This is a genomic window from Populibacterium corticicola, from assembly GCF_042683685.1.
GTDB classification, from domain to species: Bacteria; Actinomycetota; Actinomycetes; order Actinomycetales; family Cellulomonadaceae; genus Timonella; species Timonella corticicola.
On sequence record NZ_JBHUOP010000007.1, the window covers coordinates 1 to 26,651 of the forward strand.

The 26,651-nt window shown below is 60.4% G+C and carries 22 protein-coding genes and 2 riboswitches; of the genes, 13 read left to right on the forward strand and 9 right to left on the reverse strand.

All coding sequences use genetic code 11. The features are described 5' to 3' along the window. Positions 1-579: 579 nt before the first annotated feature. Genes ACFSYH_RS13470 through ACFSYH_RS13480 form a run of 3 tightly spaced genes read right to left on the reverse strand, consistent with a single transcriptional unit; the run spans position 580 to position 5,461 of the window. On the reverse strand, positions 580-3,498 hold the full coding sequence (locus ACFSYH_RS13470; protein WP_377467675.1) for a multicopper oxidase domain-containing protein: 2,919 nt from the start codon (positions 3,496-3,498) through the stop codon (positions 580-582). Then, a complete protein-coding gene (locus tag ACFSYH_RS13475; protein ID WP_377467677.1) occupies positions 3,498-4,745 on the reverse strand; it encodes a hypothetical protein in 1,248 nt (415 codons plus the stop codon). The genes ACFSYH_RS13470 and ACFSYH_RS13475 overlap by 1 nt, the downstream gene beginning before the upstream one ends. After that, positions 4,742-5,461 carry a helix-turn-helix transcriptional regulator gene (locus ACFSYH_RS13480; protein ID WP_377467679.1) on the reverse strand — a complete coding sequence of 240 codons (720 nt, stop codon included), beginning with the start codon at positions 5,459-5,461 and terminating at the stop codon, positions 4,742-4,744. The genes ACFSYH_RS13475 and ACFSYH_RS13480 overlap by 4 nt, the downstream gene beginning before the upstream one ends. Before the next feature lie 107 nt (positions 5,462-5,568). Here ACFSYH_RS13480 and ACFSYH_RS13485 point away from each other — a divergent pair, with 107 nt between their 5' ends. After that, positions 5,569-5,862: a DUF2249 domain-containing protein gene (locus ACFSYH_RS13485; RefSeq protein WP_377467681.1), complete on the forward strand. Its 294-nt coding sequence runs from the start codon at positions 5,569-5,571 to the stop codon at positions 5,860-5,862. A 172-nt stretch (positions 5,863-6,034) separates the two neighbouring features. On the opposite strand, the gene ACFSYH_RS13490 is transcribed toward ACFSYH_RS13485, so the two are convergent. After that, the gene (locus ACFSYH_RS13490; RefSeq protein ID WP_377467683.1) at positions 6,035-7,246 is read right to left on the reverse strand and encodes an O-succinylhomoserine sulfhydrylase; all 1,212 of its coding nucleotides are present in this window, start codon (positions 7,244-7,246) and stop codon (positions 6,035-6,037) included. A 2-nt stretch (positions 7,247-7,248) separates the two neighbouring features. Beyond that, positions 7,249-7,674 (reverse strand): rhodanese-like domain-containing protein, encoded by a 426-nt coding sequence (locus ACFSYH_RS13495; RefSeq protein ID WP_377467685.1) that lies wholly within the window; start codon positions 7,672-7,674, stop codon positions 7,249-7,251. A gap of 5 nt (positions 7,675-7,679) precedes the next feature. Beyond that, a riboswitch (SAM riboswitch) is annotated at positions 7,680-7,808 on the reverse strand. A 112-nt stretch (positions 7,809-7,920) separates the two neighbouring features. Beyond that, a riboswitch (SAM riboswitch) is annotated at positions 7,921-8,037 on the forward strand. 155 nt (positions 8,038-8,192) lie between these two features. Between ACFSYH_RS13495 and ACFSYH_RS13500 the strand changes: the two genes are divergently transcribed. Continuing rightward, positions 8,193-9,596 (forward strand): aminotransferase class V-fold PLP-dependent enzyme, encoded by a 1,404-nt coding sequence (locus ACFSYH_RS13500; protein ID WP_377467687.1) that lies wholly within the window; start codon positions 8,193-8,195, stop codon positions 9,594-9,596. 241 nt (positions 9,597-9,837) lie between these two features. Here ACFSYH_RS13500 and ACFSYH_RS13505 read toward each other — a convergent pair whose 3' ends face one another. Beyond that, positions 9,838-10,131, reverse strand: a complete 294-nt coding sequence (locus tag ACFSYH_RS13505; protein WP_377467689.1) for a DUF4287 domain-containing protein — start codon at positions 10,129-10,131, stop codon at positions 9,838-9,840. Between the two features lie 130 nt (positions 10,132-10,261). After that, positions 10,262-11,164: a LysR family transcriptional regulator gene (locus ACFSYH_RS13510; protein ID WP_377467692.1), complete on the reverse strand. Its 903-nt coding sequence runs from the start codon at positions 11,162-11,164 to the stop codon at positions 10,262-10,264. Between the two features lie 116 nt (positions 11,165-11,280). Here ACFSYH_RS13510 and ACFSYH_RS13515 point away from each other — a divergent pair, with 116 nt between their 5' ends. Beyond that, positions 11,281-14,736, forward strand: a complete 3,456-nt coding sequence (locus ACFSYH_RS13515) for a bifunctional proline dehydrogenase/L-glutamate gamma-semialdehyde dehydrogenase (protein ID WP_377467694.1) — start codon at positions 11,281-11,283, stop codon at positions 14,734-14,736. A 62-nt stretch (positions 14,737-14,798) separates the two neighbouring features. Further along, the gene (locus ACFSYH_RS13520; protein WP_377467696.1) at positions 14,799-15,995 is read left to right on the forward strand and encodes a methyltransferase domain-containing protein; all 1,197 of its coding nucleotides are present in this window, start codon (positions 14,799-14,801) and stop codon (positions 15,993-15,995) included. A 148-nt stretch (positions 15,996-16,143) separates the two neighbouring features. On the opposite strand, the gene ACFSYH_RS13525 is transcribed toward ACFSYH_RS13520, so the two are convergent. Next, complete coding sequence (locus ACFSYH_RS13525; RefSeq protein WP_377467698.1) at positions 16,144-16,743, reverse strand: pentapeptide repeat-containing protein; 600 nt, start codon at positions 16,741-16,743, stop codon at positions 16,144-16,146. 351 nt (positions 16,744-17,094) lie between these two features. Here ACFSYH_RS13525 and ACFSYH_RS13530 point away from each other — a divergent pair, with 351 nt between their 5' ends. From ACFSYH_RS13530 to ACFSYH_RS13545, 4 genes are all read left to right on the forward strand, one after another. Next, positions 17,095-17,760 carry a GNAT family N-acetyltransferase gene (locus ACFSYH_RS13530; protein WP_377467700.1) on the forward strand — a complete coding sequence of 222 codons (666 nt, stop codon included), beginning with the start codon at positions 17,095-17,097 and terminating at the stop codon, positions 17,758-17,760. Between the two features lie 43 nt (positions 17,761-17,803). Beyond that, positions 17,804-18,253, forward strand: coding sequence for a GNAT family N-acetyltransferase (locus tag ACFSYH_RS13535; RefSeq protein ID WP_377467703.1), 450 nt, complete (start codon positions 17,804-17,806; stop codon positions 18,251-18,253). A gap of 112 nt (positions 18,254-18,365) precedes the next feature. Further along, positions 18,366-19,631 carry an NAD(P)-binding domain-containing protein gene (locus tag ACFSYH_RS13540; RefSeq protein WP_377467705.1) on the forward strand — a complete coding sequence of 422 codons (1,266 nt, stop codon included), beginning with the start codon at positions 18,366-18,368 and terminating at the stop codon, positions 19,629-19,631. A 101-nt stretch (positions 19,632-19,732) separates the two neighbouring features. Beyond that, positions 19,733-20,173: a hypothetical protein gene (locus tag ACFSYH_RS13545; protein ID WP_377467708.1), complete on the forward strand. Its 441-nt coding sequence runs from the start codon at positions 19,733-19,735 to the stop codon at positions 20,171-20,173. Between the two features lie 85 nt (positions 20,174-20,258). On the opposite strand, the gene ACFSYH_RS13550 is transcribed toward ACFSYH_RS13545, so the two are convergent. After that, a complete protein-coding gene (locus ACFSYH_RS13550) occupies positions 20,259-20,873 on the reverse strand; it encodes an NAD(P)H-dependent oxidoreductase (RefSeq protein WP_377467710.1) in 615 nt (204 codons plus the stop codon). Between the two features lie 661 nt (positions 20,874-21,534). On the opposite strand from ACFSYH_RS13550, the gene ACFSYH_RS13555 reads away from it, so the two are divergent. From ACFSYH_RS13555 to ACFSYH_RS13575, 5 genes are read left to right on the forward strand one after another with little or no spacing between them, the layout of a single operon-like run. Continuing rightward, positions 21,535-22,797 carry an LLM class flavin-dependent oxidoreductase gene (locus tag ACFSYH_RS13555; protein ID WP_377467712.1) on the forward strand — a complete coding sequence of 421 codons (1,263 nt, stop codon included), beginning with the start codon at positions 21,535-21,537 and terminating at the stop codon, positions 22,795-22,797. A gap of 13 nt (positions 22,798-22,810) precedes the next feature. After that, positions 22,811-24,184: an NtaA/DmoA family FMN-dependent monooxygenase gene (locus ACFSYH_RS13560; RefSeq protein WP_377467715.1), complete on the forward strand. Its 1,374-nt coding sequence runs from the start codon at positions 22,811-22,813 to the stop codon at positions 24,182-24,184. 1 nt (position 24,185) lies between these two features. Continuing rightward, complete coding sequence (locus tag ACFSYH_RS13565) at positions 24,186-25,016, forward strand: DUF1684 domain-containing protein (RefSeq protein ID WP_377467718.1); 831 nt, start codon at positions 24,186-24,188, stop codon at positions 25,014-25,016. Beyond that, a complete protein-coding gene (locus ACFSYH_RS13570) occupies positions 25,013-25,597 on the forward strand; it encodes a GNAT family N-acetyltransferase (RefSeq protein WP_377467720.1) in 585 nt (194 codons plus the stop codon). The genes ACFSYH_RS13565 and ACFSYH_RS13570 overlap by 4 nt, the downstream gene beginning before the upstream one ends. Positions 25,598-25,608: 11 nt before the next feature. Beyond that, positions 25,609-26,646, forward strand: coding sequence for an amino acid ABC transporter permease (locus ACFSYH_RS13575; RefSeq protein WP_377467722.1), 1,038 nt, complete (start codon positions 25,609-25,611; stop codon positions 26,644-26,646). Positions 26,647-26,651: the final 5 nt, after the last annotated feature.

Genomic DNA, 26,651 nt, shown 5'->3' on the forward strand with positions numbered 1-26,651 from the left:
ATGCCAACAACTTACAATCAACAATGTTTCCTCTTCGATCCTCATGACCCTGAAACGGGGTTGTGTGTGAGTGTGTGTTCGCGTCCACTAGCCGGTTCCCAGACCAACAACCCCACCCCGTGGTGTGGGGGGTTCACGGGGGTTGAAGCCTCTTCTTCTTTTGTGGGGGTGGGGGCCGTCTTCTTCCCCTCTTTTTTCGTGTGAGGCTCTGTGGGCTTTTTTGTGTCCCGCATGCCAGGATGCCACCTGTGTGGGGTGTCGCCCTCGTGGGGGCTCTGGGGGTATGACCAGCATGGTGGGGAACCCCGGCTGTTTGGTGGGGCTTGAGGGCTTTTTCTTTCCCGTGATCGTGTGGCCGCTACTTCCCTTTTCTTCCTTTATCCCGCGGGTACGGTGTAACCGGTGTGGGCTCGTAGGTGGACCTACCTTGGCCCTGACCGATGACATGTGTCTGTGTTTGGGCTGATGGGTGCTCTTGTGAACGGTATTAGCCAGACTGCTTAACGCGTTTTGAGAAAGTACTGTTCTGTCTTCGCTGAGGTCACCAAGAGTTATAGCTAACGGTGTTCACCGAAAGCCTCAATCGGTTACATGGACTATGCCTCGGGCACCGCGTTCCGCGTCAGCCATGATGTGGGTGACGAAGGTGTAGTTTCCGGCTTCAGGGAATGTGAGTTCAACGAACCCTCCTTGAGCAGGTTGCATTGCCAATGCCTGAGAACCTCCATCGCGTCCACTGGCCGGAGACTTCGCCGATCCAAGTAGGTAGGCTCCCTCAAACCACACGCGGTCGAATTGACCGCCAACGATATGGAACGACGACGCCCGTGACGGTCCAACGTCGAGAGTCCAGATGCGTACGCGTTCACCAACCGTGGCAGACAGTGGCTGCGCAACATACTGATTCGCGTATCCGTTGAACGCCACAATATCGAGGTTGGAATCACCACCAAGCGCCTTGTCGACATCGACCGGGCCACCCTGCGAGCCGAGATAGAGCTCAGACTGCACGAGTAGGTACGACTTATCAACTACAGGCAGATCGTCTGGCTCAATAACGACGGCACCGGCCATTCCATTGGCAATGTGTGCCGTCATGGGCATGGTTCCACAGTGATACATCCAGATGCCAGCTCGCTCGGCTGTGAACGTATACACCAGGGACTCTCCTGGCGGAATCGTGCGCATTGGCTCGTCGGGAGCGAGGTTGGAGGCGTGGAAGTCTATCGAGTGACCCATTGTCCCGTTGTTGACGAGAGTGATCTCAAATGTATCGCCCACCCGTCCATGCAATGCCGGGCCGGGGAACTGTCCGTTGAATGTCCACAGTTCCTGAGTGACGCCGGGTGCCACTTCCATGACCTGCTCGGTGATTTCAAACGTCAACTTCCTTGTGACAGGTTCGCCCGTTGCGGGTGGTAGTTTAGGCAGGACGGCGTCGCGGGCAGTGAAGTCGGCATGTGGTTCGGCCATGAAGTCGAGAAGATCAGCGGCGTTGCCCCTCTGCGCGGTGTCGGTATTGTGGCTACCTGAGTGGCCATTATGTCCGTTATCCTCGGAGGTCGTGCCTTGCGACGAGTCTCCACCATCGATGGCTGCGTTCACGTCGGCTGGGTCGCTGGTTTGTGAGGTTGCACCCTCGACCAGGACCTTGAACGTCATGCCCATCTGCTTATGCCCCAGGATCGAGCACCATCCATCTAGGCTCTCGTTGACGACGCCAAGATCAACCTCTGCGCTATCGTTGGGCGCGATCCGCCCGGAGGTGCGTCCATCGGTGAAGACGAGATCGTGGACATCAGCCGTATCGGTGTTATGGACCTCAATGATGAGGCGAGTGCCGGAGGGGACGGTGACGGTGTCGGGGAAGAACTTCATGTCCCGCGCCTCAACCTGGATGGTCTGCTGTGGAGCATCAACTAGGGCACCAGAATCAGCCGAAGCGGAACTGTTTCCTCCACCCAATGCGGTGACCCCAATGGAGGAAGGGCTGACTGCTACGCCAACACCCACAATGAGCGCAACCACTACAACGGCTGCGGCTGCCTGACCTGCCCGAGACCCTGCCGGTCGGTCTCCGTACGGATCACGTCCCTTAACCTCACCCCGACTGTCTACGGCATTAGAGGGAGCCGAGGCCTGCGCCGGGGACGATCCAGAGGTGAGGGACTGTGTGGGGGAGGTGCTCGTCGCCAATGAGGACGGCGCAGAAGTAGGCCGTACCAGGGATGCTGCGGATGCGGGCCGCTTGGCAGCACGCATCGCACGGAACATCAATATCAAGAAGCTCGCGGTCGCACCCAGATAGAGCATTGTGGCCAAGACCAATACGACCGAGGGTACTGGGAGTAGCGACACCACGAGCGCGAGGTTGGCTGCAACGACCCGGAAAACCGCGCCACGATCTATCTCAATGTTCGCGGCCCGCGAGGAGGCGGGACCCGAACTGACCAAAACTGGGATCAGATACGACAGGGAACCGATGAGTACCTGCACAACGAAACCAGCAGCGAAGAACGGCGCAATCGTGGTGAAGGTCGAATGCGCAAGATCCCAGTCGTTTCCGGACAAACCGCCGCGAATGAATCCGATGAGCAGGTAGGCAACGCAGATGACGAACCAGAGATAACTTGCGGCCACGGACAACGTGCACATGGCAACCGGCGGGCGCTGGGCTGCGGTCTGCGCAAACACCACACCGAGCAGAAGCAATCCGATGAGATACGCACCCAGACCCACGCACGCGATCCACAGATGTCCTGACAGGGAACCTGCCGCGGCAAGCAGCAGGCCGCCGATGAACACCCACGTCAGACGACGAGTCATAGAGGATGCCCTTGGATGGATTTTGGTGCGCAGCATGGTCGGCCACAGCGTGACCAGAGTTCCCAGGACCGTCAGGCCAATCCAGCCGAGCACGTTGAGAACCGCATGGCTAGCCTTCATCTGCCCGTGCACGGGATCAGCGAATCCACGCGCAAGCAACACACCAACTGTCACGCCGAGCGGAAGCATGGCTGAGGCTGCAACGTAGTACCAGATTGTCACAGCGAACCGGACACCCATCGCGCGACGGAAGCGCAGCAATAGGGAAACCATGTGCCAGATCACCGCGGCCGTGATGGCAGCGGCCCCAAGGATCGTGAGCAGCCACACGGTACTGAGCACCCCGGCAACGACAACCACGGCGCCGGCATTGAACAGGATCAACCGAATGTTTTGCCGACCCCTATCCGCCTCGGTTGCGGGGGTGTGCAGCAGGGCGTAGGAGAAGTGCTGCGACCATACGAGGATAGCGTGGCTCGCGGCACCGAGCAGGATCAGATGGATCAGTAGCCAACGTGGTTCGGGGAGCCAGCGGTGCCCAAGCGCCACGATGATTGCAGCGACGAACCACAGGACCGACGGCAGATCGCGCATGGGCCAGAACCGCTTGACCATCAGGGGGCGATGCGGTGATTCATGCGTCGAAATGGGGATGCGAGTGCCGAGGCTCATCAGGTGTCCTTTGGGGCAGGGGCCAGTGCAAGAAGGGTGGGCGAGGAGGAGGGTGAAACTTCTGTCGCACCGGTTGGGACGGCTGGATCGGCAGTCTCTGGGTTGGGCAGGTTAACCGTAGGCGACTTGACCGCAGGTGGCGTTTTTGTGGGAGAAGGGGCTGTTCGTGGTGGGCCAAGAATCGATGAGACCACCGCGGTGCCGAAGAACAGCAGCAACGCTATGACGTTGACGAGCCCCCCGTATTCGACCGCTTCGAGTACGCCCAGCGCATCGCCGATCCAGAGTCGCACCAGCAGTGAAGCGTGGAGTAGAAGCGCGGGAACCCACATGAATGAGCGATATGGCAGTGGTCTGCGGAGCACGGCAGGCAGGATGGTTGAGGCATGCGCCATGATCATGGACATGGTGAAGCCAATGAACACGGCATGGATGACCGCGTCGTATCGGACACCCTCAAACGCTGGTCCCAGTAACCATACGGCCCCGGCGACACCGAGCCAGAAGTAACCCGCGAGCATGCAGGCAGCCATGAACCTGCGCAGCCCATCGGTGCGAATGAGTTTCATGGCAACGTCTCGCGAACCAAGCCAGATGGTCAGTCCCAAGATCTCAGCCCCGAGTAGGGGATAGCCGACGGTAGGCCAGAGGAGTGCGCCCAAGAGCGTTAGAACGATCGCACAACTCAGCACCAGCAGCACAGTTCCGTCATGACGAGCCAGTGTTAGACGTGCGAGTTCCAGGCGTTCGCCGCAGATGGTCAGGATCAGGAACACTGCGAGCCAGGACACCACAACCCGAATGGGCACACCCGAGATGAGTAGCAGCGTCGCAATCGCCGCGACCGCAGCGCCGAGCGTTTGAATGAGGACGGCCTCGTCGCGGTTGCGCCGCCACAACACGGCGTAGTTCACGCACATTCCAGTGATCCCCACCAGCGAACACATGAACGCAATGGTCAGGGGAACCGGACTGAGTAGGAGTAGCCCGCCCAGTCCCATCGTCACGGGTGAGAGGTATCCCCACCACTTGCTGAGCGCGACCGCCCGTTCGAGGGAAATCAATGTCCCCACGAATCCGAGCGTCATGAGGTAGCCGTGGACATCTGCGAGACGGGAGAACGTCAAAGGTGCGGGGAACCCGAGCAGAAGCAGGGCGGCATCCAACCCAGCGAGTAGAGCCAGACCCGCAGGGAGAAGGAGAACGCCGCGTAGCGGTGGTAGACGGCGGGCTTGGGCGGTGGTCATGACCGGCCACCGGTCTTTGAAGCGTGGCCAACTGCCAGGCGCAGCGTGCACACTCCGGGTGCGGTGAATGGGGTGAGCGACTGTGCCGTTGCGTCGACATTGCCCTCGGCCAGCGCTCCAGCCACCAGGCCAAGGTGCACGTTACAGACGACATCTGGATGTTTTGTGGCCGCGTCCAGCAGAGGGCAGCGGTGCAGTTTGATGGTTGACTCGTCAATCACTCGCGGTGCAAAACCGAAATCCTCGAGGAAACCCGCGACGTGCTCTGCGGCAGAACTGGCAGGGTCGTGCTCGCGGATTTTTCCATTGGCGACGAGTTCCTGACCCCAGTCCTCGCCCGCGGCTCGTGCTGCGGAGACCGGGTCCGTGGCGGTCGTGGAGATGGTGTTCGCAAGCGCGGATGCAAGCCCTGCATACTCCACGGTCGATGCCGGTTGGTGTGCAGGTTCGAGTGCGAACCACAGCCATGAAGGGCGTCCCCTCCCCTCTGAGTAGGCCTGTTCCCGGGAGACGAATCCGTCCGTGAGGAGTGCGTCGAGGTGGCCGCGGACGGTGTTCTCGTGCAGTTTCACCCGAGCCACAAGGCCGGGTAGGCTCAGGGGTTCCGCTGTGGATTCGAGCGTTTCCAAGACGAGCAGGCGCGACGGAGAGAGCGCTCGCCCTCGCTTGGTCCTTCGCGTGCTCGCAGTCATCGACAACCCTCGATTATTTTCCACGGAGTTAACTGTAATAAATTAAAAGCATCAAGGGACAGGACTTAGGTGTGAGATTGCATGCCAGTCCATCCGAGATCCTGATTTCTCGAACAATTCAAGGAGTAGACATGCCAGAGGACATCGAAATCACGGAGAAGCCCACAGGCGGATGTGCGTGTGGTGAGCACGATGCCGTTGCGTTCCCAGAACTCAACGTGCAACTCATCCCGCATGAGATCCGGCACGCAACCATCTTTGGAGCGCTGGCCGGTGTGAAGCCGGGACGGGGCTTGATTATCCAGGCAACCCACGATCCGAAGCCATTGCTCGCACAACTTGAACAGCGCGAACCGGGTGTTTTCGCGGTGGAGTACATTGAGCGCGGGCCAGAGATCTGGAAGATCCAGTTCGTTCGCAACTAGTCACAGGCCGGACTTTTGCCGGACGGTCCTGCGTCCTACGATTTGAGGGTACTACTGAGACAAAAACGGTTGTGCCTATGCATGAATGATGCATAGGCACAACCGTTTTTGTCTTATGTAATGGACGTGCGGGAGGTGCCAGGGGGCGGCAGGATCGTCGGCAATAAACCAACTAGGCGGTTAACGCTGCCACGATATCGTCGAGAATGTCGAGCGGGTCCTCCAGCCCAACGGACAACCGCACGGTGGTCTCCGCCATGCCCACCGCTGCGCGCCCCTCGATCCCGAGTTTGCGATGCGTGGTCGTGGCAGGGTGCGTGATCAGCGACTTCGCATCACCGAGGTTGTTCGAGATGTCCACGAGCTCGAGCGCATCAAGGAACCGGAAGGTCCGCTTCTTCTGTTCCTCGTGCGAGGCTCCTTCCGGGGCCACCAGATCGAAGGTGACCACCGTGCCACCACCCGTCTGCTGTGCCCTCGCCAACTCATACTGAGGATGTGAGGGCAGGAACGGGTAGCGAACGTTCGTGATGCCGTCGATGTTCTCGAGCTCCTGCGCGATCTTCAGCGCGCTCTCTGTTTGCGCGGCTACGCGGATGGGAAGGGTTTCCAGCCCTTTGAGCAGCACCCAGGCGTTGAATGGGGACAGCGACGGCCCGGTGTTGCGGATCATCGTCTGCACTGGGCCCTCGATGTAGTCGCTCGGGCCAAGGATCGCCCCACCGAGTACGCGGCCCTGTCCGTCAATGTGCTTGGTCGCGGAATACACGACGATATCCGCACCCAGCTCGAGCGGCTTTTGCATGATCGGTGTTGCGAACACGTTGTCCACGATCACGAGTGCCCCGGCATTGTGTCCGAGTTCGCTGACCGCACGGACATCGATGATGTCCTGCATGGGGTTGGACGGGGTCTCGAAGAACACGATATCCGCCGGGGTCGAGAGCGCGGCCTCCCACTGCTCGATGACGTGGCCGTCGACGTAATCCGTTTGCACACCCCAGCGGGCGAAGATGTCATCGAAGATCACGAGCGACGAGCCGAACAGCGCTCGCGCGGCAACGATGCGCGAGCCCTGCTGGACAACCGCGGCAAGAGCGGTGAACACCGCGGACATTCCGGTGGCGGTGGCGTAACACGCTTCTGCGCCCTCAATGAGCCGTAGTCGTTCCTCGAACGTGTGGACCGTGGGGTTTCCGTAACGCGAGTAGATGAACCGGTCGATATCGCCATTGAATGCGGCCTCTGCCTCAGCCGCGCTGCCGTAGACGTAACCCTGCGTCAGATAGATCGGCTCGGAGGTTTCCTCGAACTCGGAGCGTGCCTGACCTCCGCGAACGCCGATCGTGCGAGGACGAAGTTCCCGGTTGTTTGGGTATCCCACTGCTACTCCCCGGCGGCGTAAGAGGTGGCGGGCAGGCCCCGAAGTCTCCAGCCGTTGATGGTGCGCTGGCCGTAAATGTCTGCATCGCCCTCGAAGCCTTCGAGGACGTTGTACGACTTGAGATATCCCTCTTCGGTCGCCGCCGTGGCGGCCCCGATTGAGCGGTTGCCTGAACGGCACAGGAAGATTACGGGAGTTTCGCTTCCGGGCTGGACGCCGATCTTGGCGAGCTGCGACAGGAAATGTACGTTTGGCCCGAATGCGGTGACCCACTCAATGAAGTGGACGTCTTTGCCCAGCGGGGTCAGGTCGGGTACGCCGATCTGCTGCCACTCCCCTTCGGTGCGGATGTCCACGAGGACTGCTTCGGGATTGGACTCGAGAATGTCCCAAGCCTCTTGTGGGGTCAGGTCGCCTGCGTATGTCATGATTTCCTCCATCGGTCATGGCGGTAGCACCCTCACCTGATGTTTCGCTCTTCCGGATGTTTCCGGCGTGGCGGTATGCCAGGGGGTTGCTGCGGCGTCATAGTGCCAAGTCACTCAGCCGCTCTGGATGGTCGTTACCTATGATATGTCACGGACCCCATGAATCTGAGACACGGTGGTCATTATGTGAGATGAATTCGTCGAGTGGTTGACACTCACCCCGCTCGACCAAGAACCTTATATGTAGGTCATGAGTTCCAGCATCAAGCCCCGGCTTGCTGGACGGCAACCCTCCACCTGCGGTGGGGTGCTCCGGGTGAAGACCGGGTTTCGCACCAACCGGTGACGAAACAAGCGCGGGATCCGTCGCACAGACACGCATCCCTTCACGTCGCCTTGCCGAATGCGCCCGCACAACGAGCGATCTCGGCGAGCGGGGTATTTCGTGTACCCCGGAGGTGGGCGGTGAGAGGTTGTGTGCGGCGAAGGGGTGGGTCCCCAACACGTTGGAGACGAACATGAACGACTTTGCTGCGCCGTGTCTGCCCGTCGTCGGATCAGACACGCTCGTGCCATTGGTTGACGGACGCCAGGTAACCTACGCGAACCTCGACTGCGCCGCCTCTGCGCCCGCATTGACTGTGGTTGCGGATCGCGTCAACCAAATCCTTCCGCTCTACGCATCCGTGCACCGCGGCGCAGGGTACCTCTCGCAGGTATCCACTGCCCTGTACGAGGAATCACGTCAGACCATCGGTCGCTTTGTGGGCGCACGGGGAGATGACGTCACGATCATCACCCGCAACACGACCGACTCCCTGAACCTCCTTGCTGGTTGCGTTCCCGCAGAACATGGGAAACCCGGCAAGGTGCTCGTACTGGACGTTGAACACCACGCGAACCTCCTACCGTGGAAGGCTGCAGTGGGTGGCGCGACCGTCTTGTATGGTGGCGCATCCGTTGCCGAAACCCTAGACCTGTTACGCACTGAACTGGCCCGCGAATCCTATTCGCTCGTCGCCGCTACCGGCGCGTCGAACGTCACGGGAGAATCCCTGCCCGTCGCCGATCTCGTTGCCATCGCGCATGCCGCTGGTGCACGCGTGGTTCTTGACGGTGCGCAACTCGTGCCGCATCGCCGCTTCTCACTTGAGGAAACCGGAGTTGATTACGTCGCATTCTCTGGCCACAAGACCTATGCACCATTCGGTGCGGGAGCCCTAGTGGGCCGTCGCGACTGGCTGGATCAGGGAACCCCATACCTTGCGGGTGGCGGAGCGGTCCGCCAGGTCACCGTGGATGAGGTGTTTTGGACCAACGCTCCGGCCCGTCACGAGGCCGGTTCGCCAAACGTTATTGGCGCCGCGGCGCTCGCCTCCGCATGCGAGGCGCTCGCAGCGCTGCCGGAGGGTGCACTTGAGGCGCACGAGAATCTGCTGCGTGCCCGGCTCGTCGAAGGACTTGAGTCCATCGACGGCATACGTATCGTGCGTGCTTGGGAGGACGCGGTCAATCCGGTTGGGGTGGTGACCTTTGCGGTACGCGACTGCGATCCCGGCCTGGTTGCCGCATACCTTTCGGCGGAGCACGGCATCGGTGTGCGAGATGGCCGTTTCTGCGCTCACCCGCTGCTCAACCGCCTGGGGTTCGACTCAGGTGCGATCCGCGCATCGGTTGGAGTGGGCACGACGATTGCCGAGGTCGACCGGCTCATCCACGCGCTACGTGTTTGGGTTGCAGAGGGCGTACATACCAACTACGAGGTCACGGACGGTTGCTGGGCGGTCAAGGACGATCCGCGTCCGACTCCCGCGAACTCCGGTCTGCACGGTCTGATTGCGACCGCTGCTGCGGCTCTGGGCGGTGTGTCGGCCTGTGGGCCGGCTCCATCTGCTGCGGCTCTGGCAGGCGCAAACGCCTGATTCTCATGGACGACGAGCCGGTTGGCTTGTCCCTCTCATCCGGCAGTGCGTGGCTTGTGTCAGAACTTCCGGGGCGCTTGCTTGTGCGGCGCTGGTTGCTTGGGGTTGCCAGCGTCGCACATTTTTATGCTCGTGTTAAACAGTTTTCTAAGTTTTTGAGAATAAGAGCACGGGCAGCACGGTGACGAATGGGAGTACAAGAACAAGGGCGGTAGAACTCCAGAGAGCGGTGGGGTTCGGGTCACTGGCCAGGTTTTGTGGCGATTCCGTCCAGCCAGAGAGTGTCCGATTCGTCGCGGTGGCTGCCCGTAGACCCGACGTGCTTTGAGTCGATCTTCGGTCCGTTCTTGATAACGTGAACGAGCGCCATCGCGTGACCGCGACCAAGCCCGTAATCCTCCGCGAGCCACGTGATGACTTCACTGGCCTTGACGCCAGGGCCTTCAAATCCGCGGGCCTTTGCCTTGTCGAGTAGTTCGCGCGGAGTGAGACCGGTCTTCTTCTCGATCGTGTCGAGGTAGGCCTGGAATGACATGACAGCTCTCCTTCGGTAGGTGAACTACAACGTACCGCACCGTACGAGGCGTCACAACGGATTCCGGTATCGTGCGCCTGCCTCGGCCCAGCGCGTTGGTGCGCCGTCCTGTGTTCCAGGTGATTGCGCCTCACGCCACGAGGTCGTGGGTGACCTGGGCGAGTACGCGCCTGATCTCCGAAATGGAGTGCAGGGTGCTTGAGTTCTCCCGCACGGACGTGAAGATGGTGCGCCGCGGGTTTCCCGGTAGCTCCAGGAGCTTGATTCCAGGCGGGCGAGATACAGTCATCAGTCCGGGGAGCAGCGCCACGGCATTGCCCGACGAGATGAGGGCCATGTGTGCCTGAAGGTCCGCGGTTTCAAAGCGCACGTCAGGTTCAAACCCCGCGGTTCGGCAGGCTTGTTCCGCCCAGTGGCGCGAGGCTGCTCCGCGTGGTTCCATCACCCAGGGCAGATTGTGGGCATCGCACAAACTCTCGACTGCGGCGAACGCAGGACCCGTGGCGGGGATGGCCAACCTGAGCGCATCGGTGGTGAGTTCCACACGGTCGAGTTCGGGGTGCCACGGGGCAGCATGCCCGGGATATTGTTCCGCGATGACGAGGTCGAAGTCGCGCGTCCAGGTTTCGCGCAGTGCGGTCTCTGGTTCGCGCTGCGTCATGGTGACGCGAAGGTCAGGGTGTTCCTCGGTGAGAATGGTTAAAACCTGCGGCATGAACGCCAACGCGGCAGACTGAAATACAGCGACCCGGACGGTTGCCTTAAGAGTTGAGTCAGAGCGAGCGACCTCGGTGTGTGCCTGTTCGAGTAGGTCCATGATCTGTGCGGCATAGGCGGCCAGGGTGTGCGCCGCTGGAGTGAGTTGCACGCGCCGGCCCGACTTGCGCAGTAGTTCGACCCCGGCCTCCTTCTCCAACAGCCCCAACTGTTGGGACACGGCGGAAGGGGTTTGGTGAAGAGCGAGGGCCACCTCCGCGAGGGTTCCGCGTCGTTGCAGTTCAAGCAGTACGCGCAGGCGTCGAACGTCGATCATTGCACCCAATCCAAACATGTAGAAGCACTAAACGAAATCGATTAAAAAACTTCACTTTACCTAAAGTGAATCACCTTTCACACTGATAGAGAAGATGACACTATGACATAAAAGGAGTGACCTTGCGCAACCTCAGCAAAGACGCTCAAGCCCTCGCGGACCAGACAACCTCACTGGTCCACGAATGGCTCACCACCGCGGACACGATCAAAGCGAGCACCGCCGCAACCCTGCTCTCGGGAGTCCTCAGCGAAGAGGGCGGACTCGACTTCACGGTCGGGTTCGTTGACGGAGTAATTCGACCCGAAGATCCGCACATCGCAGCTGGGAACTTCAGGAAGCTTGCCGCGAATACCCCGCAGTTCCTTCCGTGGTATCTGCGCAGCGCAGTCACACTCGGCGCGACCGTTTCCCATCTAGCACCCCAAGTTGTGGTTCCCGCCGCCCAGCGGGTCCTGCGCCAACTGGTCAGCCACCTCATCGTTGATGCAACCGACGCCAAACTGGGCCGCAGCATCGCGGCGCTGAAGCAAACCGGCCGCAAACTCAACGTCAACCTCCTCGGTGAAGCCGTTCTTGGGCCACGCGAAGCCGCGAAGCGCCTCGACGGAACCAAGCGACTCCTCGAACGCGATGACGTGGACTATGTGTCCATCAAGGTGTCCTCAACGGTTGCCCCACATTCCCCGTGGGCGTTCGAACAAGCCGCAGACTCCGTCATCGAACAACTGCTCCCGCTCTACCAGTACGCGGCCGCTCACCCCAGCCAAAAATTCATCAACCTCGACATGGAGGAGTACCGCGACCTCGACATGACGATCGAGGTGTTCACCCGGCTCCTCGACCGTCCAGAACTGCGGGGCCTCGAAGCAGGAATCGTGTTGCAGGCCTACCTGCCCGATGCAATGGCCGCGATGCAGCGACTCCAAGACTGGGCAGCCAGCCGCCGCGCACGAGGCGGAGCCGCAGTCAAGGTCCGGCTCGTCAAGGGAGCCAACCTCCCAATGGAACGCGTCGAAGCAGCGGTGCACGGCTGGCCACTCGCCGTGGTGGGTTCAAAGCAGGAGGCGGACACCAACTACAAGCGGGTCCTGAACTGGGCACTCACCCCGGAGCGCGTGGCAAACGTGCGGCTGGGAGTCGCCGGACACAACCTCTTCGACATCGCCCACGCCTGGCTGCTGGCCTCGCAACGCGGCGTGCGAGACGTACCCGGTGCGCTTGAGTTCGAGATGCTGCTCGGCATGGCTGAGGCCCAAGCTGAAGCCGTGTCCCGCACCGTCGGCGACCTCCTGCTCTACACCCCGGTCGTGCACCCCGCGGAGTTCGACGTGGCCATCGCCTACCTGATCCGCAGACTCGAAGAAGGCGCATCACAGGACAACTTCATGTCCGCAGTATTCGAACTGTCCGGCAACGAAGAACTCTTCGCCCGCGAACGCGCCAGGTTCGAGACCTCCCTCGCCCACGTGGACGAGACGGTACCGGAACCGAACCGCCTGCAAAACCGACTCGTCGACAATCCACACGAGCACACGCAGTTTGCGAACACCCCGGACACCGACCCTGCGCTACCCGGAAACCGGGAGTGGGCGCGGCAGATCATCGCCGCGATCCCGCAGTCCACGCTCGGCGTGGACACCGTGCGCAAACACACCATCACGGACGCCAAAACCCTCGAGGCCACTCTCGCCACCGCAGTCGATGCGGCCCCAGCGTGGGCCGCACTCGGCGGAGAAAAACGAGCGAGCGTCCTGCGCGCAGCAGCCGTCGAACTCGAAAAACGGCGCGCTCAACTCATCGAGGTCGCCGCCAGCGAATGCGGCAAAACCATCGAACAGGCAGACCCGGAAATCTCCGAGGCAATCGACTTCGCCAACTACTACGCACAACTCGCACAGGACCTCGACACACTCGACGGAGCCCGCGCCATCCCCGTGAAACTCACGGTGGTCACCCCGCCGTGGAACTTCCCCATCGCAATCCCAGCAGGATCGACACTCGCGGCGCTCGCGGCGGGGTCGTCCGTTGTCATCAAACCGGCAACGCAGGCGAGCCGGTGCGGGTCGGTCATGGTTGAAGCACTCTGGGCGGCGCTCGACAGCGTTGGCGTCTCGCGTGACGTGCTCCAACTCGCGCACGTCTCCGAAGGCGAACTCGGGCAGGTACTCGTGTCGGACCCGCGCGTGGACCGGCTCATCTTGACCGGGGCGTTCGAAACCGCCGAACTGTTCCAGAGCTTCCGCCCCGACCTGCAGTTGCTCGCGGAGACATCGGGTAAGAACTCGATCATCGTGACCCCGCACGCGGACTTGGACCTCGCGGTCAAGGACGTGGTGAACTCGGCGTTCGGTCACGCTGGACAGAAATGCTCGGCCGCTTCCCTCGTGATTCTGGTTGGGTCCGTGGGGCGTTCGCAGCGTTTCCGCAACCAGCTCCTCGACGCCGTTTCTGGGCTCAAGGTAGCGTTCCCGGATGACCCGACCGCGCAGGTAGGGCCAGTGATTGAGGCGCCCGAGGGCAAACTCAAGCACGTGCTGACGCAGCTGGAACCGGGGGAGTCGTGGGCGATCGAACCCCGCCTCCTCTCAGAGGACGGACGCCTGTGGTCGCCCGGTGTGAAGACCGGCGTGACGCCCGGATCCGAGTACCACCTGACCGAATACTTCGGCCCCGTGCTTGGGATCATGGTGGTCGATTCGCTCGAACAGGCCATTGCCGCGCAAAACGCGACGGACTATGGCCTCACCGCAGGCCTGCACTCCCTGGACCCAGCAGAGATCGCGCAGTGGACTAGCAGCGTTGAGGCCGGGAACCTGTACGTAAACCGCGGAATCACCGGGGCAATCGTGCGCCGCCAGCCGTTCGGCGGCTGGAAGCGTTCCGCCGTTGGCGCGGGCACCAAGGCCGGTGGCCCCAACTATCTGTTCGGGTTGACGGATTGGGAGAGCGTACCAGCAGCGGGAACCACTTCGATTTGCGACGATATGGCTCAGTTTGTCTCTCGGGTCCGGCAGGCCGCACCCGAGTTGGGTATCAGTGAGGCTGATCTGGACCGCTTGGGCCGTTCTATTGCTTCCGATAACGCTGCCTGGCAGACCGAATACGGGGTCATGAAGGACGTGTCTGGGCTTGTGGTTGAACGCAACGAGTTCCGTTACCTGCCCACCAGTGTCATTATCCGGTTTGGCGGAGAAACCCACAGCGACGTCACCGACCTACTCCGGGTTGTTGCCGCAGGGCTCGCCGCGCGCGGGACGTTCGAGGTGTCGCTCGCGGAGCCACACCCGGCACTCGCGCAACTGTTGACCCGTAGCGGGGTGCGAGTATCCACGCGTAGCAGCTGCGAATGGGCAACGGGACTATCCGACGTGCGGGTCCGGCTCGTTGGCTCCGCCGCCCCCACCCGACGAGAAATCGCGGAACTCACCGGCCCTCGCCCCGATGTTGCCCTGTACGATCAACCCGTCACCGAGTCCGGCCGGATCGAGATGCTCCCGTTCCTGCGTGAACAGGCAATCTCGCTGACCGCACACCGATTCGGCACGGTGCAACCCATCATCAAACTGTGAAATACCCCGGAGGGGCTGACACCTGACGTGTGTCAGCCCCTCCGGCTTGAGACAATAGAGCAATGCAGTGCCACCACTTTGACGCAGGAACGTGCGGATCATGCACCCTCCTGCGCACGCCGTATTCCCAGCAGCTCGCGGACAAGGTGGCACACGCGCAAAACCTCCTGCACGATTACCCCGACCTAGAGTGGCTTCCAGCGGTCCCGAGCGCCGAGTCTGGTTTCCGGAACAAGGCGAAGATGGTGGTCACCGGTACCTGGGAAGCGCCAGTGCTGGGCATCTTGGATGGCGAGCAGAACGGCGTCGACCTGCACGACTGCCCGCTCTACGACAACGACATGAAGGTGCTGCTGGAGGACCTGCGCGCCTTTATCACGACCGCGCGCGTGCAGCCTTACGATCTGCGTACTCGCCGCGGTGAACTCAAGTATGTGCTGGTCATGCAGTCCCCGGATGGTGAATACCTGGTCCGGTTTGTGTCGCGGTCGAGGGAACCCGAAACGCGGCTGCGTAAACACCTGCCTGCGCTGCTCGCGGTCCGTCCCGACATCGCTGTGTTCACGCTCAACATCCAACCCGAACACAAAGCGGTGCTCGAAGGCGACCTCGAAATCTTCTTGACCGAACGCGAAACTCTCACGATGCGCGTTGGCGGGGTCCCGCTCAACCTGCGCCCGCAGAGTTTCTTCCAAACCAATACGCCCATCGCCGAGGCACTGTATGCGCAGGCGCGCGATTGGATTGCCGACGAGTCTCCCGCACTCGCGTGGGATCTGTTCTGTGGGGTGGGTGGTTTCGCCCTGCACATGGCGCCCTATGCAGGCCACGTGGTGGGTATCGAGATCGCCCCGGACGCTATCGCGTCCGCGAAAACCACGGCCGCCGAACTGGGCATCACAAATCTGTCGTTCGACGCGATGGACGCGACAGCCTTCGCGGTCGCGGAACCCAGCGAGCCCACTGGACCTGACGGTGCTGCTGGTACCGCCTCAACTAGCCCCGCTGGGACGGAACGTGGGGCTGGTCCGCAGGTTATCGTCGTCAATCCGCCCCGACGTGGAATTGGAACGGAACTTGCGCAGTGGCTGGAAGCCAGCTCCGCGAATGTGGTTGTGTATTCGAGTTGCAACGCCATCACATTGGCCAAGGATCTGGCGCACATGCCGAGCCTGAAGCCCGTGGAAGCGCGAGTGCTCGACATGTTTCCGCACACCTCGCACTACGAGGTGATCGTGCTGCTCAAGCGTGCCTCCTGAGTGTTCCAGTTTCTGCCGCTTAAGCCTGATCCAACATGGTGGTTTTCCGGAATCACCAACCAAGAAAGACAACCCTATTCCCGGAAAATCACCATACGATTAGCAACGCGCTTGTCACAGGCTGCGCAAACTCGCGCGCATGGCTGTTTTATTTGAGGGTGATACCCAGTAGCCGAGCAAACGAGGGTGCCAGATCGAGGAACTGTTCGGCGTTCATGATCGTGCCCTTCAACCCGCCGATGTCGGTGACTCGGGAGATGCGTGCGCCGCGTAGATCGACCTTTGAGGCGGTCGCAGCCGTCATGACCAGGTGCTCAATCGTGCAGTCCTCGAACACGACGTTTTTGAGTGTTGCAGATGTCAGATCGAGTTCTTCTACTGTGCAGCCGGTGAACCGCGTACCGGTCAGTTTTGCTTGGCGGAGGTTGAGGTAGGTGATCTTACAGCCTTCGAATCCACCGCGAGTCCACGATGTGCCATAGGCTTGGACACCACCTAGCCGAGACTGCCCGAAGAAAACATCTTGGAGACCCGCATCAACGACCGACAGATCTGGCGCGGCACACGACTCGAACCGGACATCTGAGAAGTGTCCCCGGTCAAACTTAGCTCCATCGAACGAGCAATTACGGAACGTTGAGTCGAGGATGCGTAGGCCTTCCTCGGAGGAGTTCTCGAAACTCATGTCGGTCGCGAGCGCGCCCTCAATGTAGTCTCCATCGATCAGTTCATGAGGGTAGCGCGCCATGCGCTCAAGACTATCTTCAAACTTGCCGGGCATGGGTCAGAATGTGGTCCGCTGTCTCAACTTTGAGCGCGTGGATCGATGAGGCAGAGTGAGGGTGTCGAATGGAAAAAATTTGCCCCGGAATCACCGTAAAACATCGCGTGTTCTACATCTCTTTTAGCGCCTCTCGGCTGCATCGCGATGACCTGCGTTTCCCCGTGTGAGAGGGGCGTTTTTGGCTTGTTTGTTCACCTCGATTTCGGTTGCTCGTAGCCGTGTTGTGGCCTTGAGTTTGAGGGCGGCCATCGGGCGTGTTTTACGCCGCAGATTTGCCTCTTCCGTAGGGTGCCATTCGTGTGCTTTGATACCTGCATGCAACACGAAATTGTCCTCGAGGGATACGGCTTCCGGTTGGAGCCGCTGTCCCAAGCGCACGTTGGTGCGCTGGCTGAAATTGTCGACCCACAGTTGTGGTCCGGCATGAGTACGCCGACCCCAATTGGGGAGGTTGGCATGGCCAACTACATCGAGGACGCACTTGCCGCTAGTGATCTGTTGCCGTTCGCTGTCGTAGATACAGTGAACGGCAACGAGGTCATCGGTTCGACTGCACTGTGTGGCATCAACCTGGCACAGGAGCGCCTAGAAATCGGCCGCACCTTCTACGCCCGTTCCATGTGGGGGCGAGTGGTCAACCCCGTGTGCAAGTTCCTACTCATGCAGTATGCGTTCGAGACCCTCGGCATCTACCGCGTGAGTATGCGAGCGGATTCTCGGAACGCCCGTTCCATCTCTGCGATCACACGTCTCGGAGCCCAGTACGAGGGAACCCTCCGAGGCTTCCGCATCGCGCCTGATAACTCCCGGTGTGACTCGATGTCTTTCTCGGTTCTCGCACCGGAATGGTCCAACGTCCGCCAGGGTTTGCTGGAACGCATCGATCCGGCCCACATGATGCCCAAGATGGACTGGAACATCCCACCGAAGTTCCTCAAGAGCACGGGCGACTTAGTCACTGACGGGGCACCGGAAGAATAACGTTTGCACCTGCGCCGTGGCTCGAAACGGGCCACAATGGAGTATGAGTGTAGTGATAACGGAAGAGATTCCGACCCCAGAAGAAACGCTAGACCTCTACGCGTCAGTCGGTTGGGTTGCCTACACCAAGGACCCCGACGCACTGATGGACGCACTGCGAGGTTCCACCTATGTGCTGAGCGCACGCAACGAGACCGGTAGTCTGCTGGGATTGGCGCGCGTGATCAGTGACAACACGACAATCGCCTATGTGCAGGACATCCTGGTCAATCCTGAGTCACACCGAAGCGGCATTGGTAGCGCGCTGATGGACGAGATTCTGTCGCGATCCACAGACATTCGCCAGATCGTACTCCTGACGGACACCGAACCTGAGCAGCGGGCCTTCTACGAGTCCAAGGGATTCACTGAAATCCACGAGGTAGAACCCGCCCCGTTGCGTGGTTTTGTGCTCCTGAAGGACGCCGATAGCGTCAAGCTTCTCGACGAGTAGGGCAGCACCGCCTACATGCTGCGGTTTTGCCCGTGGCCGCGATGCGCTTCTTGCTTTATCCGATGTTGCGGTGCTGTCGGCGCTGTTTCGCTGTTTCACCGAAACAGTGCCGATGAAACCGCAACATTGGTTTGGTGAGATTGCGGTTGGACTCAAGAACAGATGCGGGAATAGCCTGCGCAAGCGGGCCGTTCCAACCCGTGTGAGCGAAAACTGGACGGGCGAACTGGAACGCGGCAGGATCGTCGGCAATGAGAACACGCGCGTGAAAATCGTGGTGATTGGAGCGGGTCAAGCTGGGTTAAGCGCCGCTCACACGCTCGTTCGCAAAAGCCTGGAACCGGGGACTGATTTCATCGTGCTCGATGCCAACGAAGGGCCTGGTGGCGCGTGGCGGCACCGGTGGCCATCGCTCACGCTCGGAAAGGCCCACGGCATCCACGACCTACCCGGCCTCGAACTCGGCAAACCCGACCCGGAAGAGCCAGCGTCAGCCGTGGTGTCACGCTATTACGGCAGCTACGAGGACGAGTTCGCGCTCGCGGTGCAACGGCCCTACCGCGTCACCGGCGTGCGTTCCACGCGTGAAAATGACCTGTCAGCACCGCTGGAGATAACTGCGCGACGAGCCGATGGAGCCGAACGCACCTGGACTGCTCAAGCGATCATCAATGCCACCGGAGCCTGGGACCAGCCATTTTGGCCCTACTATCCTGGCATTGAGAGTTTTGCTGGGCGCCAACTCCACACGAAGGACTACTGCTCACCTCAGGAGTTCGAAGGACAACGCGTACTCGTGGTGGGAGGCGGAGCAAGCGCTGTGCAGTTCCTCCTGCCGCTCGCTGAAGCAGGTATCGACACCCTCTGGTCAACGCGCCGCGCGCCCGTGTTCCTAGACCGCGAGTTCGATATGAACTGGGGCATCGATGTAGAACGTCGCGTACGGGAACGCACCGAAGCGGGACTGCAAACCCTTTCCGTTGTGGGGGCCACAGGACTCGCCCTGACCGATGAGTACAAGCGAGGAATTGACCAGGGAACCCTCATCTCACGTGGACCTCTCCGCAGTATCACGACCGATGGAGTGGTCTTTGCCGGGGTGGATGCCGAGGCTGCGGGGGATATCATGCCTGCCTGGCCAGGTGGTCACGAACATGTTGACGTGATCCTGTGGGCAACCGGGTTCAAGCCTGCGCTCAAACATCTTGCCCCGCTTAAGCTGAGGTCTCCGCACGGAGGTATCGCAACCGATGGAGCCCGTGTATTCGTAGACCCCCGCGTATACCTGGCGGGATATGGAGCAGGTGCCTCAACGATCGGAGCCACCCGTACTGGACGCCTCGCGGGAACTGCCGCTGCGCAGTTCATCGCAGATTAATCCCCAACGGATAGATGGCCGGGCCTCTGCTGGTGATCCCATCGCCATGCGCGGTACAGTCAGATGCGCGTACATGCAGATGACCGCAGAATGGAGCCATCATGGAATTCGCCCTTGGAGCAGTCGGGCTTGGTGTGGTTGCCTTCGCCGTCGTGTGGGCTATGGCCCTCACCCGCAAGGTGCGCAAGGCCGGTGCCAACTACGCTCCAGTGCGGCAAGAGACCCCGGGACAACGCCTCGCCTGGTGTGCACTCATCATCATCGGCATCACTGGCATTGCGCTGCTCACAGTGTTGAGCCCGACCCTGATCAGCGAACACTCGGGCGGTTACTCCTCGTTGCGCACAGCAGTGACCGGGCTTCTCGACGGGCCGTGCTGCGAACAGGGGTCGCAGGACGCCACTGCTGGTCAACGCATATTCGCCGTCCTGCAAAGTTTCGGGGTCATCGCGCTCGCAGGGTGGTTGTCTTGGCGTGTGGTCCGCCGCGGGCAGCACATCGTATCGACCGCGATTGCTGAACATGAGGAGACACAGAAGTAGTCACCGGAAGAACGCCCAACGACTGTGGGGTGTCGCTACCACCTCGGTAGCGACACCCCACAGTCGTTGGTTCTGGTGAAACCGGCTAGATACTCGGGTACAGGGAAGCCTCACGTAAATCGGCAGACAGGAATGGCAACGCCCGCAGGACTGCCCTGTCGATGCGCTTGTCCAACTCTGCGGAGACCACCTTGTAGTTCTCAAACTCCGAGTCGTGTCCATAGATCGTGATGGGAAGCGTGTCCGCCTGGAAGAATCCGAACAGCGGGCGGAACTGGTGCTCAAGTGCGAGCGTATGGCGTTCCGTTCCACCGGTGGCAACGAGTAGCACCGGTTTATCGGCCAGCGCCGAGGGCGGCAGCAGGTCGAATACATGTTTGAAAAGCCCCGTGTACGAACCCTTGTAGATGGGTGAGGCTGCAATCAAGAAGTCAGCGTCCGCGATGGTCGCAAGGGCGGTGGCGATGGGCGAAGATGGGTCACCGTAAGAATCCGAGAAGAACGGCACCAAATCGTTGACTGCGATGAAACGTACGTCCACGGGAAGTTTGTTTGAGAGCCGCTCGACGATTTCATGCGCAAGCGCACCCGTCTTCGAGGGGATGGATGGGCTGCCGTTCACTACCGCGATCTTGACCGGAACAGATCCGGAGATATGTGTGGGTGCGGCGGGCTCTGGTGTGGAAAACGAGGAAGTCATGGGAAACCTTAAGAAAGAAGAAACAAGGGATTCCGATGACAATTAGAACTCTATACAGGTTTTGAAATTCATGCAAGGTGTTTTTGAGTTTAGTTCAGTTCGGGGTAATCGGTTCCAAGCGAATATGTTTCAGGCTGTTAAATGTTGAGGAATCTGAAACCCTGCTTAACCGGACGGATCACGATGTGAGATTGTTGAGCGATTCGTTGACTCGGCTTGCGCATAGGCCTAAAGTCCGAGTCACTGAGCCGAAAGATGCGCTATCACCGGATGGTGCACGAGGCCCAGATGGCATACAACAGCCCGTGTCACATCGTGACGAGCACCTATGTAAGGAGGGAAACATGCGCGTTTTTTCGCACGTCAAAAACGCCGACGCTCTGTGTTTACCCTCGCAGTGCTGTCGTTGTTGTTCTTCCCTCTGTTGCACTCACTGAAGTTTTCTGACCAGAGTTCGTGTAGCAGTCCTCGCTGGCGTCAATGAGTGCTGACGGTCCTAGACATTTCATCAGCCACTTATTTGGCAGTGAGTGAAATTCCCGCGATTATTGTCGTTTCCCAGCAATTCATTTGCCTTTTCCCAAAAATCCCCGTACTGAGTGCACCCATTTTCCGATGACACGAGGGTGTGCACTCAGTGAATTCTTGAAAAGGAACTTTCATGTCCCAACTTGACCCTGCCCGAAATCGACTCCGGGCGCTTCGCCTGGGCGTTGACCTCACCGATGCAGGAGCTCACCCCACCGTTTGGCGTGAAGTCGGCACCAGACATGCACAGCAGTTCGACCTTCCAACGTTCCTGTCACATATTGCGGCAGCGCAAAATGCGGTCTTTGACTTTGCGGTCATAGGCGACAGCTTCGGAATCCAGCCTGGGGGGAACTCCGTCTACCAGGGGCGGGTTGACTCTGCTCTGATTGCATCCCGTGTGGCTCCCGTGACGAGGGGCATCGGGCTGGTGCCATCGATCAATGTCACCCACACCGAACCATTTCACGTGTCAAAGCTCGTGGCGACCCTCGATTACGTGAGCCGTGGTCGGGCGGGATGGGAACCGACGGTCTCGCTGAGCGCCACCGAAGCTAAACTGTTCGGCCGCAAAGACGTCCAAACGGCGCACAGTGCGTGGCAGGAAGCGGGCGAGGTCACCGATGTGGTGCGTAGGCTGTGGGACTCATGGGAAGACGACGCGGAGATCCGCGATGCAGCGACAAGCAGATTCGTCGATCGAGACAAGCTCCACTACGTCGACTACGAGGGCATCAACTTCAAGGTCAAGGGCCCATCCATCACGCCACGGCCGATCCAAGGGCACGCGGTCACGGTGGTGAGTATCCCTCGCGATCTGGACCAACAGGAACACGCGATTGATGTTGCGGCTCGTGAAGCGGACATCGTGCGCATCCAAGTTGAGGACGCAGAAGAGGCATCTGCTCTGAGGCAGCGACTCAAAGCGCAGGCCGCCGAGCATGGCAGAGACCCCGAGAGCGTCATCGTGCTCGCAGACATCTTTGTGGTGACCGGCGAGAACCCGTCAACCGCCCAGGTCCGCTATGACATCCTGCGTGACCTCGAGCCGGCGGGAACCTCGGACCACCTGACCCTTACGCTTCGGCATGTGGGCACGGCCGCGGCGCTCGCCGGAACGATCGCCCAGTGGTTCACCGATGGCGTGGTCGATGGCTTTGTCATCCGTCCAGCCGCACTGCACACCGATCTGCGGGAGGTCATCGACTTCACGATCCCGAAACTGCAGAACCGTGGCCTGTTCCCACGAAGCTATCGGGGCGCTACGTTCCGCGAACACCTTGGCCTTGAGCGTCCGGCTAACCGCTACGAACTCGAACGAGACCAGAACCAAGACCAAGACCAAGGCCAGAGTATTGGATCCCTACTGACTGCAGAAGCCAACGCTTCGGCGTAATGAGGAGCGAATCATGACGCAACGTAAACCAATCCACTTGGGCGTGCACTTCCCGGGGGTCAATGCCACAACCGTGTGGAGCGACCCTCGCTCAAGGTCTCAGATTGAGTTTGACTCGTTTGAATACCTTGCACGCCGCGCGGAGGACGCCAAATTCGACTTCTTCTTCCTCGCTGAGGGCCTACGACTGCGGGAACACAAGGGAAAGATCTTTGATCTGGACGTGGTTGGGCGACCAGACACCCTGCCGGTGCTCTCCGCTATTGCGGGGGTGACTGAGAAGCTGGGTCTTGCCGGGACACTGAACACGACGTTCAATGAGCCGTTTGAGGTTGCACGGCAGTTCGCGGCCCTCGATATCTTGTCTGGTGGGCGTGCCGCATGGAACCTGGTGACGAGTCCGGACGCGTTTACGGGTGAGAACTTCCGCCGTGGCGGTTACCTGCCGTATCCGCAGCGCTACGAGAGGGCTCAGGCCCTCGTGGATGCGGCGCGGGCGTTGTGGGATTCGTGGGCACCTGACGCAATAGTCGCTGATGCGCGCAGTGGGCAGTATCTGCGAGATGGAGCGGTGGCTGACTTCGAGATCCACAACGAGTTCTTCAACATTGCGGGAACCTTTGACACTCCCCGCGCTCCGCAGGGGCATCCAGTTTTGTTCCAGGCGGGCGATTCTGCTGATGGGCGTGAATTCGGTGCGCGTACAGCCGACGTTATCTTCTCAGCGCACTCAAGCTTCGATGAGGCTCGAACCTTCTATGAGGACGTGAAGGGCCGACTTCCAAAATATGGCAGGACCCGCAACGACCTCAAGATCCTTCCTGCTACGACTGCTGTGCTCGGCACATCGCTCCAAGACGCCCAGGAAAAGGCCCGTGAGATCCGGTTACAGCAGATCTCCGGCCCTGGCGCGATTGCCTTCATTGAGCAGGTGTGGGGGCGCGACCTGTCGCAATACGATCCTGAAGGGCCGCTGCCGAGCTTTGACCCGGACGTGGACAACATCAATGTCACCCGCGGTCGTGTACGTCACCACCGCGATCCACTCGCCATCGCCCGCACGTGGCGCGAACTCGCTGAAACCAACAGGTGGTCGATCCGGGAACTGGTTATTGCCGTGACCTCTCGCGCCCAGCTGATCGGTACTCCCGAGCAGGTCGCCGACGAGATCGACCGGTACGTCCAGGGTGACGCCACGGACGGATTCATCCTCGTGCCGCATCTGACTCCTGCTGGCCTAGACGACTTCTTCGACCAGGTTGTCCCGATCCTGCAGGAACGAGGCCAGTTCCGCACGCAGTACGAGGGCGACACCCTCCGCGACCACCTTGGCCTTTCGGTGCCGCAGCGCACCTCCACCCTTGAACTCGCAACTTTGGGAGCATGACATGAGCATCGTGGATGAAACGATCACGGCACGTGACACATGGCGGCAGTGGCGCGCGCAGCGCGCCGAGGACCTGTCCGCACCATTTGGTTGGCTGAGCCTCACCGCTTTGATATGGCTTTCCGACGAGCCTGCCGCCTACCGGCAACTTCCCGGTAAGTGGTGGGGTACGCAGGGCAAGATCTTCGTCCAGGCGAACGCAACCGACAAGATCGCGGTGGGGGACTCGTCGACAAGCGGAGAGATCCCGGCAGAGCTGGGATTTGAGGGTCTCCACGAGGTTGAGGTTCCCGAGGCAAGCTCAACGATCGGAGCGGTCCTTGAGGACGGTACCCGCGTTGAGTTCATCACCCGAACCGGCCAACCTGCCCTCCGATTGCGCGGCACGCAGGTCCAGCCGCTGGCTGACGGTGGTCTGGTTCCCGTGTTCGCCTATGCCCCGCAGTGGGTCAAGAGCACCACGCTTACCTGGTATCCCACCGCCATCCAGGAACAAGTGACAGGAGCGCAGCCGGGGTTGATCCACAACGTTCAGGTTGTTGGACAGATCGAGTTTGAGCACGAGGGATCAACGTACGCGCTCAAGGTGGTCGGGCAACGTGGCGGACCCGCGCAGATACTCTTCACGGATACGGCACCGGGGACGGCGCCATGGCGGATTCTGTCTCTGTCAGTCGTGGAATCAGCGAGTGAGTCCACGACCCTTGAAGTCGACTTCAACTACACGTACAACCTGCCGTACGCGTTCTCGGACTATGGCACCTGCCCTGCCCCACTGCCGGAAAACGTCCTGAAGGTCGCTATCGCTGCCGGGGAGAAGTCACCGCGATGACGGTCACGATATCCAGGCAGGGTAACTGGGAAATCGTTGACGTTCGGCTCTCGGATCCACGTGTCACCCCAATGCTTGAGGAACTGGCGCAGGAGTATTCGGCCCGATACCACGACCACCTTGATGAAGAGGAACTTCGAGAGGAGATGGTTCGGTATCCGGCAGCAGAGTTCGAACCACCCGTCGGTGGACTCATCCTGATCCTTGAAGACGGAGTGGCGGTGGCAGGTGGAGCCTTTCGACCTCGTAGTGAACCGGAACTGGGCGAGATCGATCGGGGCGCATACCCGCATGAATCCCGGACCCCAGACGATAGGCCGGCGGTCCCGACCGCCGAACTCAAACGGATCTGGACCCATCATGCGCATCGTCGAAAGGGGCTTGCAGCCCAGGTCATCGAACAACTCGAAACGCGTATCCGCGATCTCGGATACCCGCGCATCTACCTCACAACGGGTCCGAGACAACCCGAAGCAGAAGGCCTCTACCTCAAGACCGGCTACACGCCCCTTTACGAAATCGCAGACGAATACGAAGAACCACTGCCTTTCGAAAAGTGGCTGAGCGCTCCAACCCACTGAACGGAACTGACATGACGGCAACACTCGCACGACCAACGCACAGCAAGGCCACAAGCCTGGACCGCTTCGAAGGCCTCACAGTCGTTCCGCACCGGAACTACGGCAGTTGGGTCGCGACCGCGGTGGCGGCAGTTCTTCTTGCGATGGTCGCCAATTCACTGCTCACAAACCAGCGCTGGGAATGGGACGTCGTCTTCAAGTATCTGACCTGGCCGTCGGTCCTCGAGGGGGTATGGGGAACGATTCGCCTCACGGTTGTGTCCGCAGTCATCGGGTTTGGACTGGGTACAGTCCTCGCACTCATGCGACTGAGCAGGTCGTCGCTCTTGCAGTGGATTGCCTGGGCATACACCTGGGTGTTCCGCTCCGTACCACTGATTCTGCAACTGCTGCTCTGGTACAACCTCGCCTATCTTTATCCCACGCTGACACTCGGTATTCCGTTCGGGCCAGGATTCCATGAATTCGGCACGCTGGATGTGATCAACAAATTCGGGGCGGCAGTGCTCGGGCTCGGGCTTTCGCAGGCAGCCTACTCGGCAGAGATCGTGCGGGCGGGAATCCTCGGCGTGGATCAGGGACAGCACGAGGCCGCCGCAGCGCTGGGGCTTCCCGCAAAGCGGCAGAACACGAAGATCATCCTGCCGCAGGCGATGCGAACGATCGTTCCGACCTCCGTCAACGAGATCATCGGTCTGGTCAAGGGCACCTCGGTCGTGTACGTGCTCGCCTACTCTGAACTGTTCTACACGGTCGGAGTCATCTACGGACGAAACCAGCGAGTCGTGCCACTGCTCATGGTGGCCGCCATCTGGTACCTCGTCATCACGACGTTCATCACGATCGTGCAGTTCTACGTGGAACGACACTACTCAAAGGGAGCCTTGCGGACCCTTCCTCCCACACCGCTTCAAACAGCTCGGTGGACAGCGCTCATCTGGGTTGCACGCATCTCAGGACGCCCGATCCACCCAAGCGTTCCCGAATCATTCAAAGCGACCGCAGGTCTGCGCAACTCCCACCTTCTACGCACCTCGCGTGGTCTGTGACCACT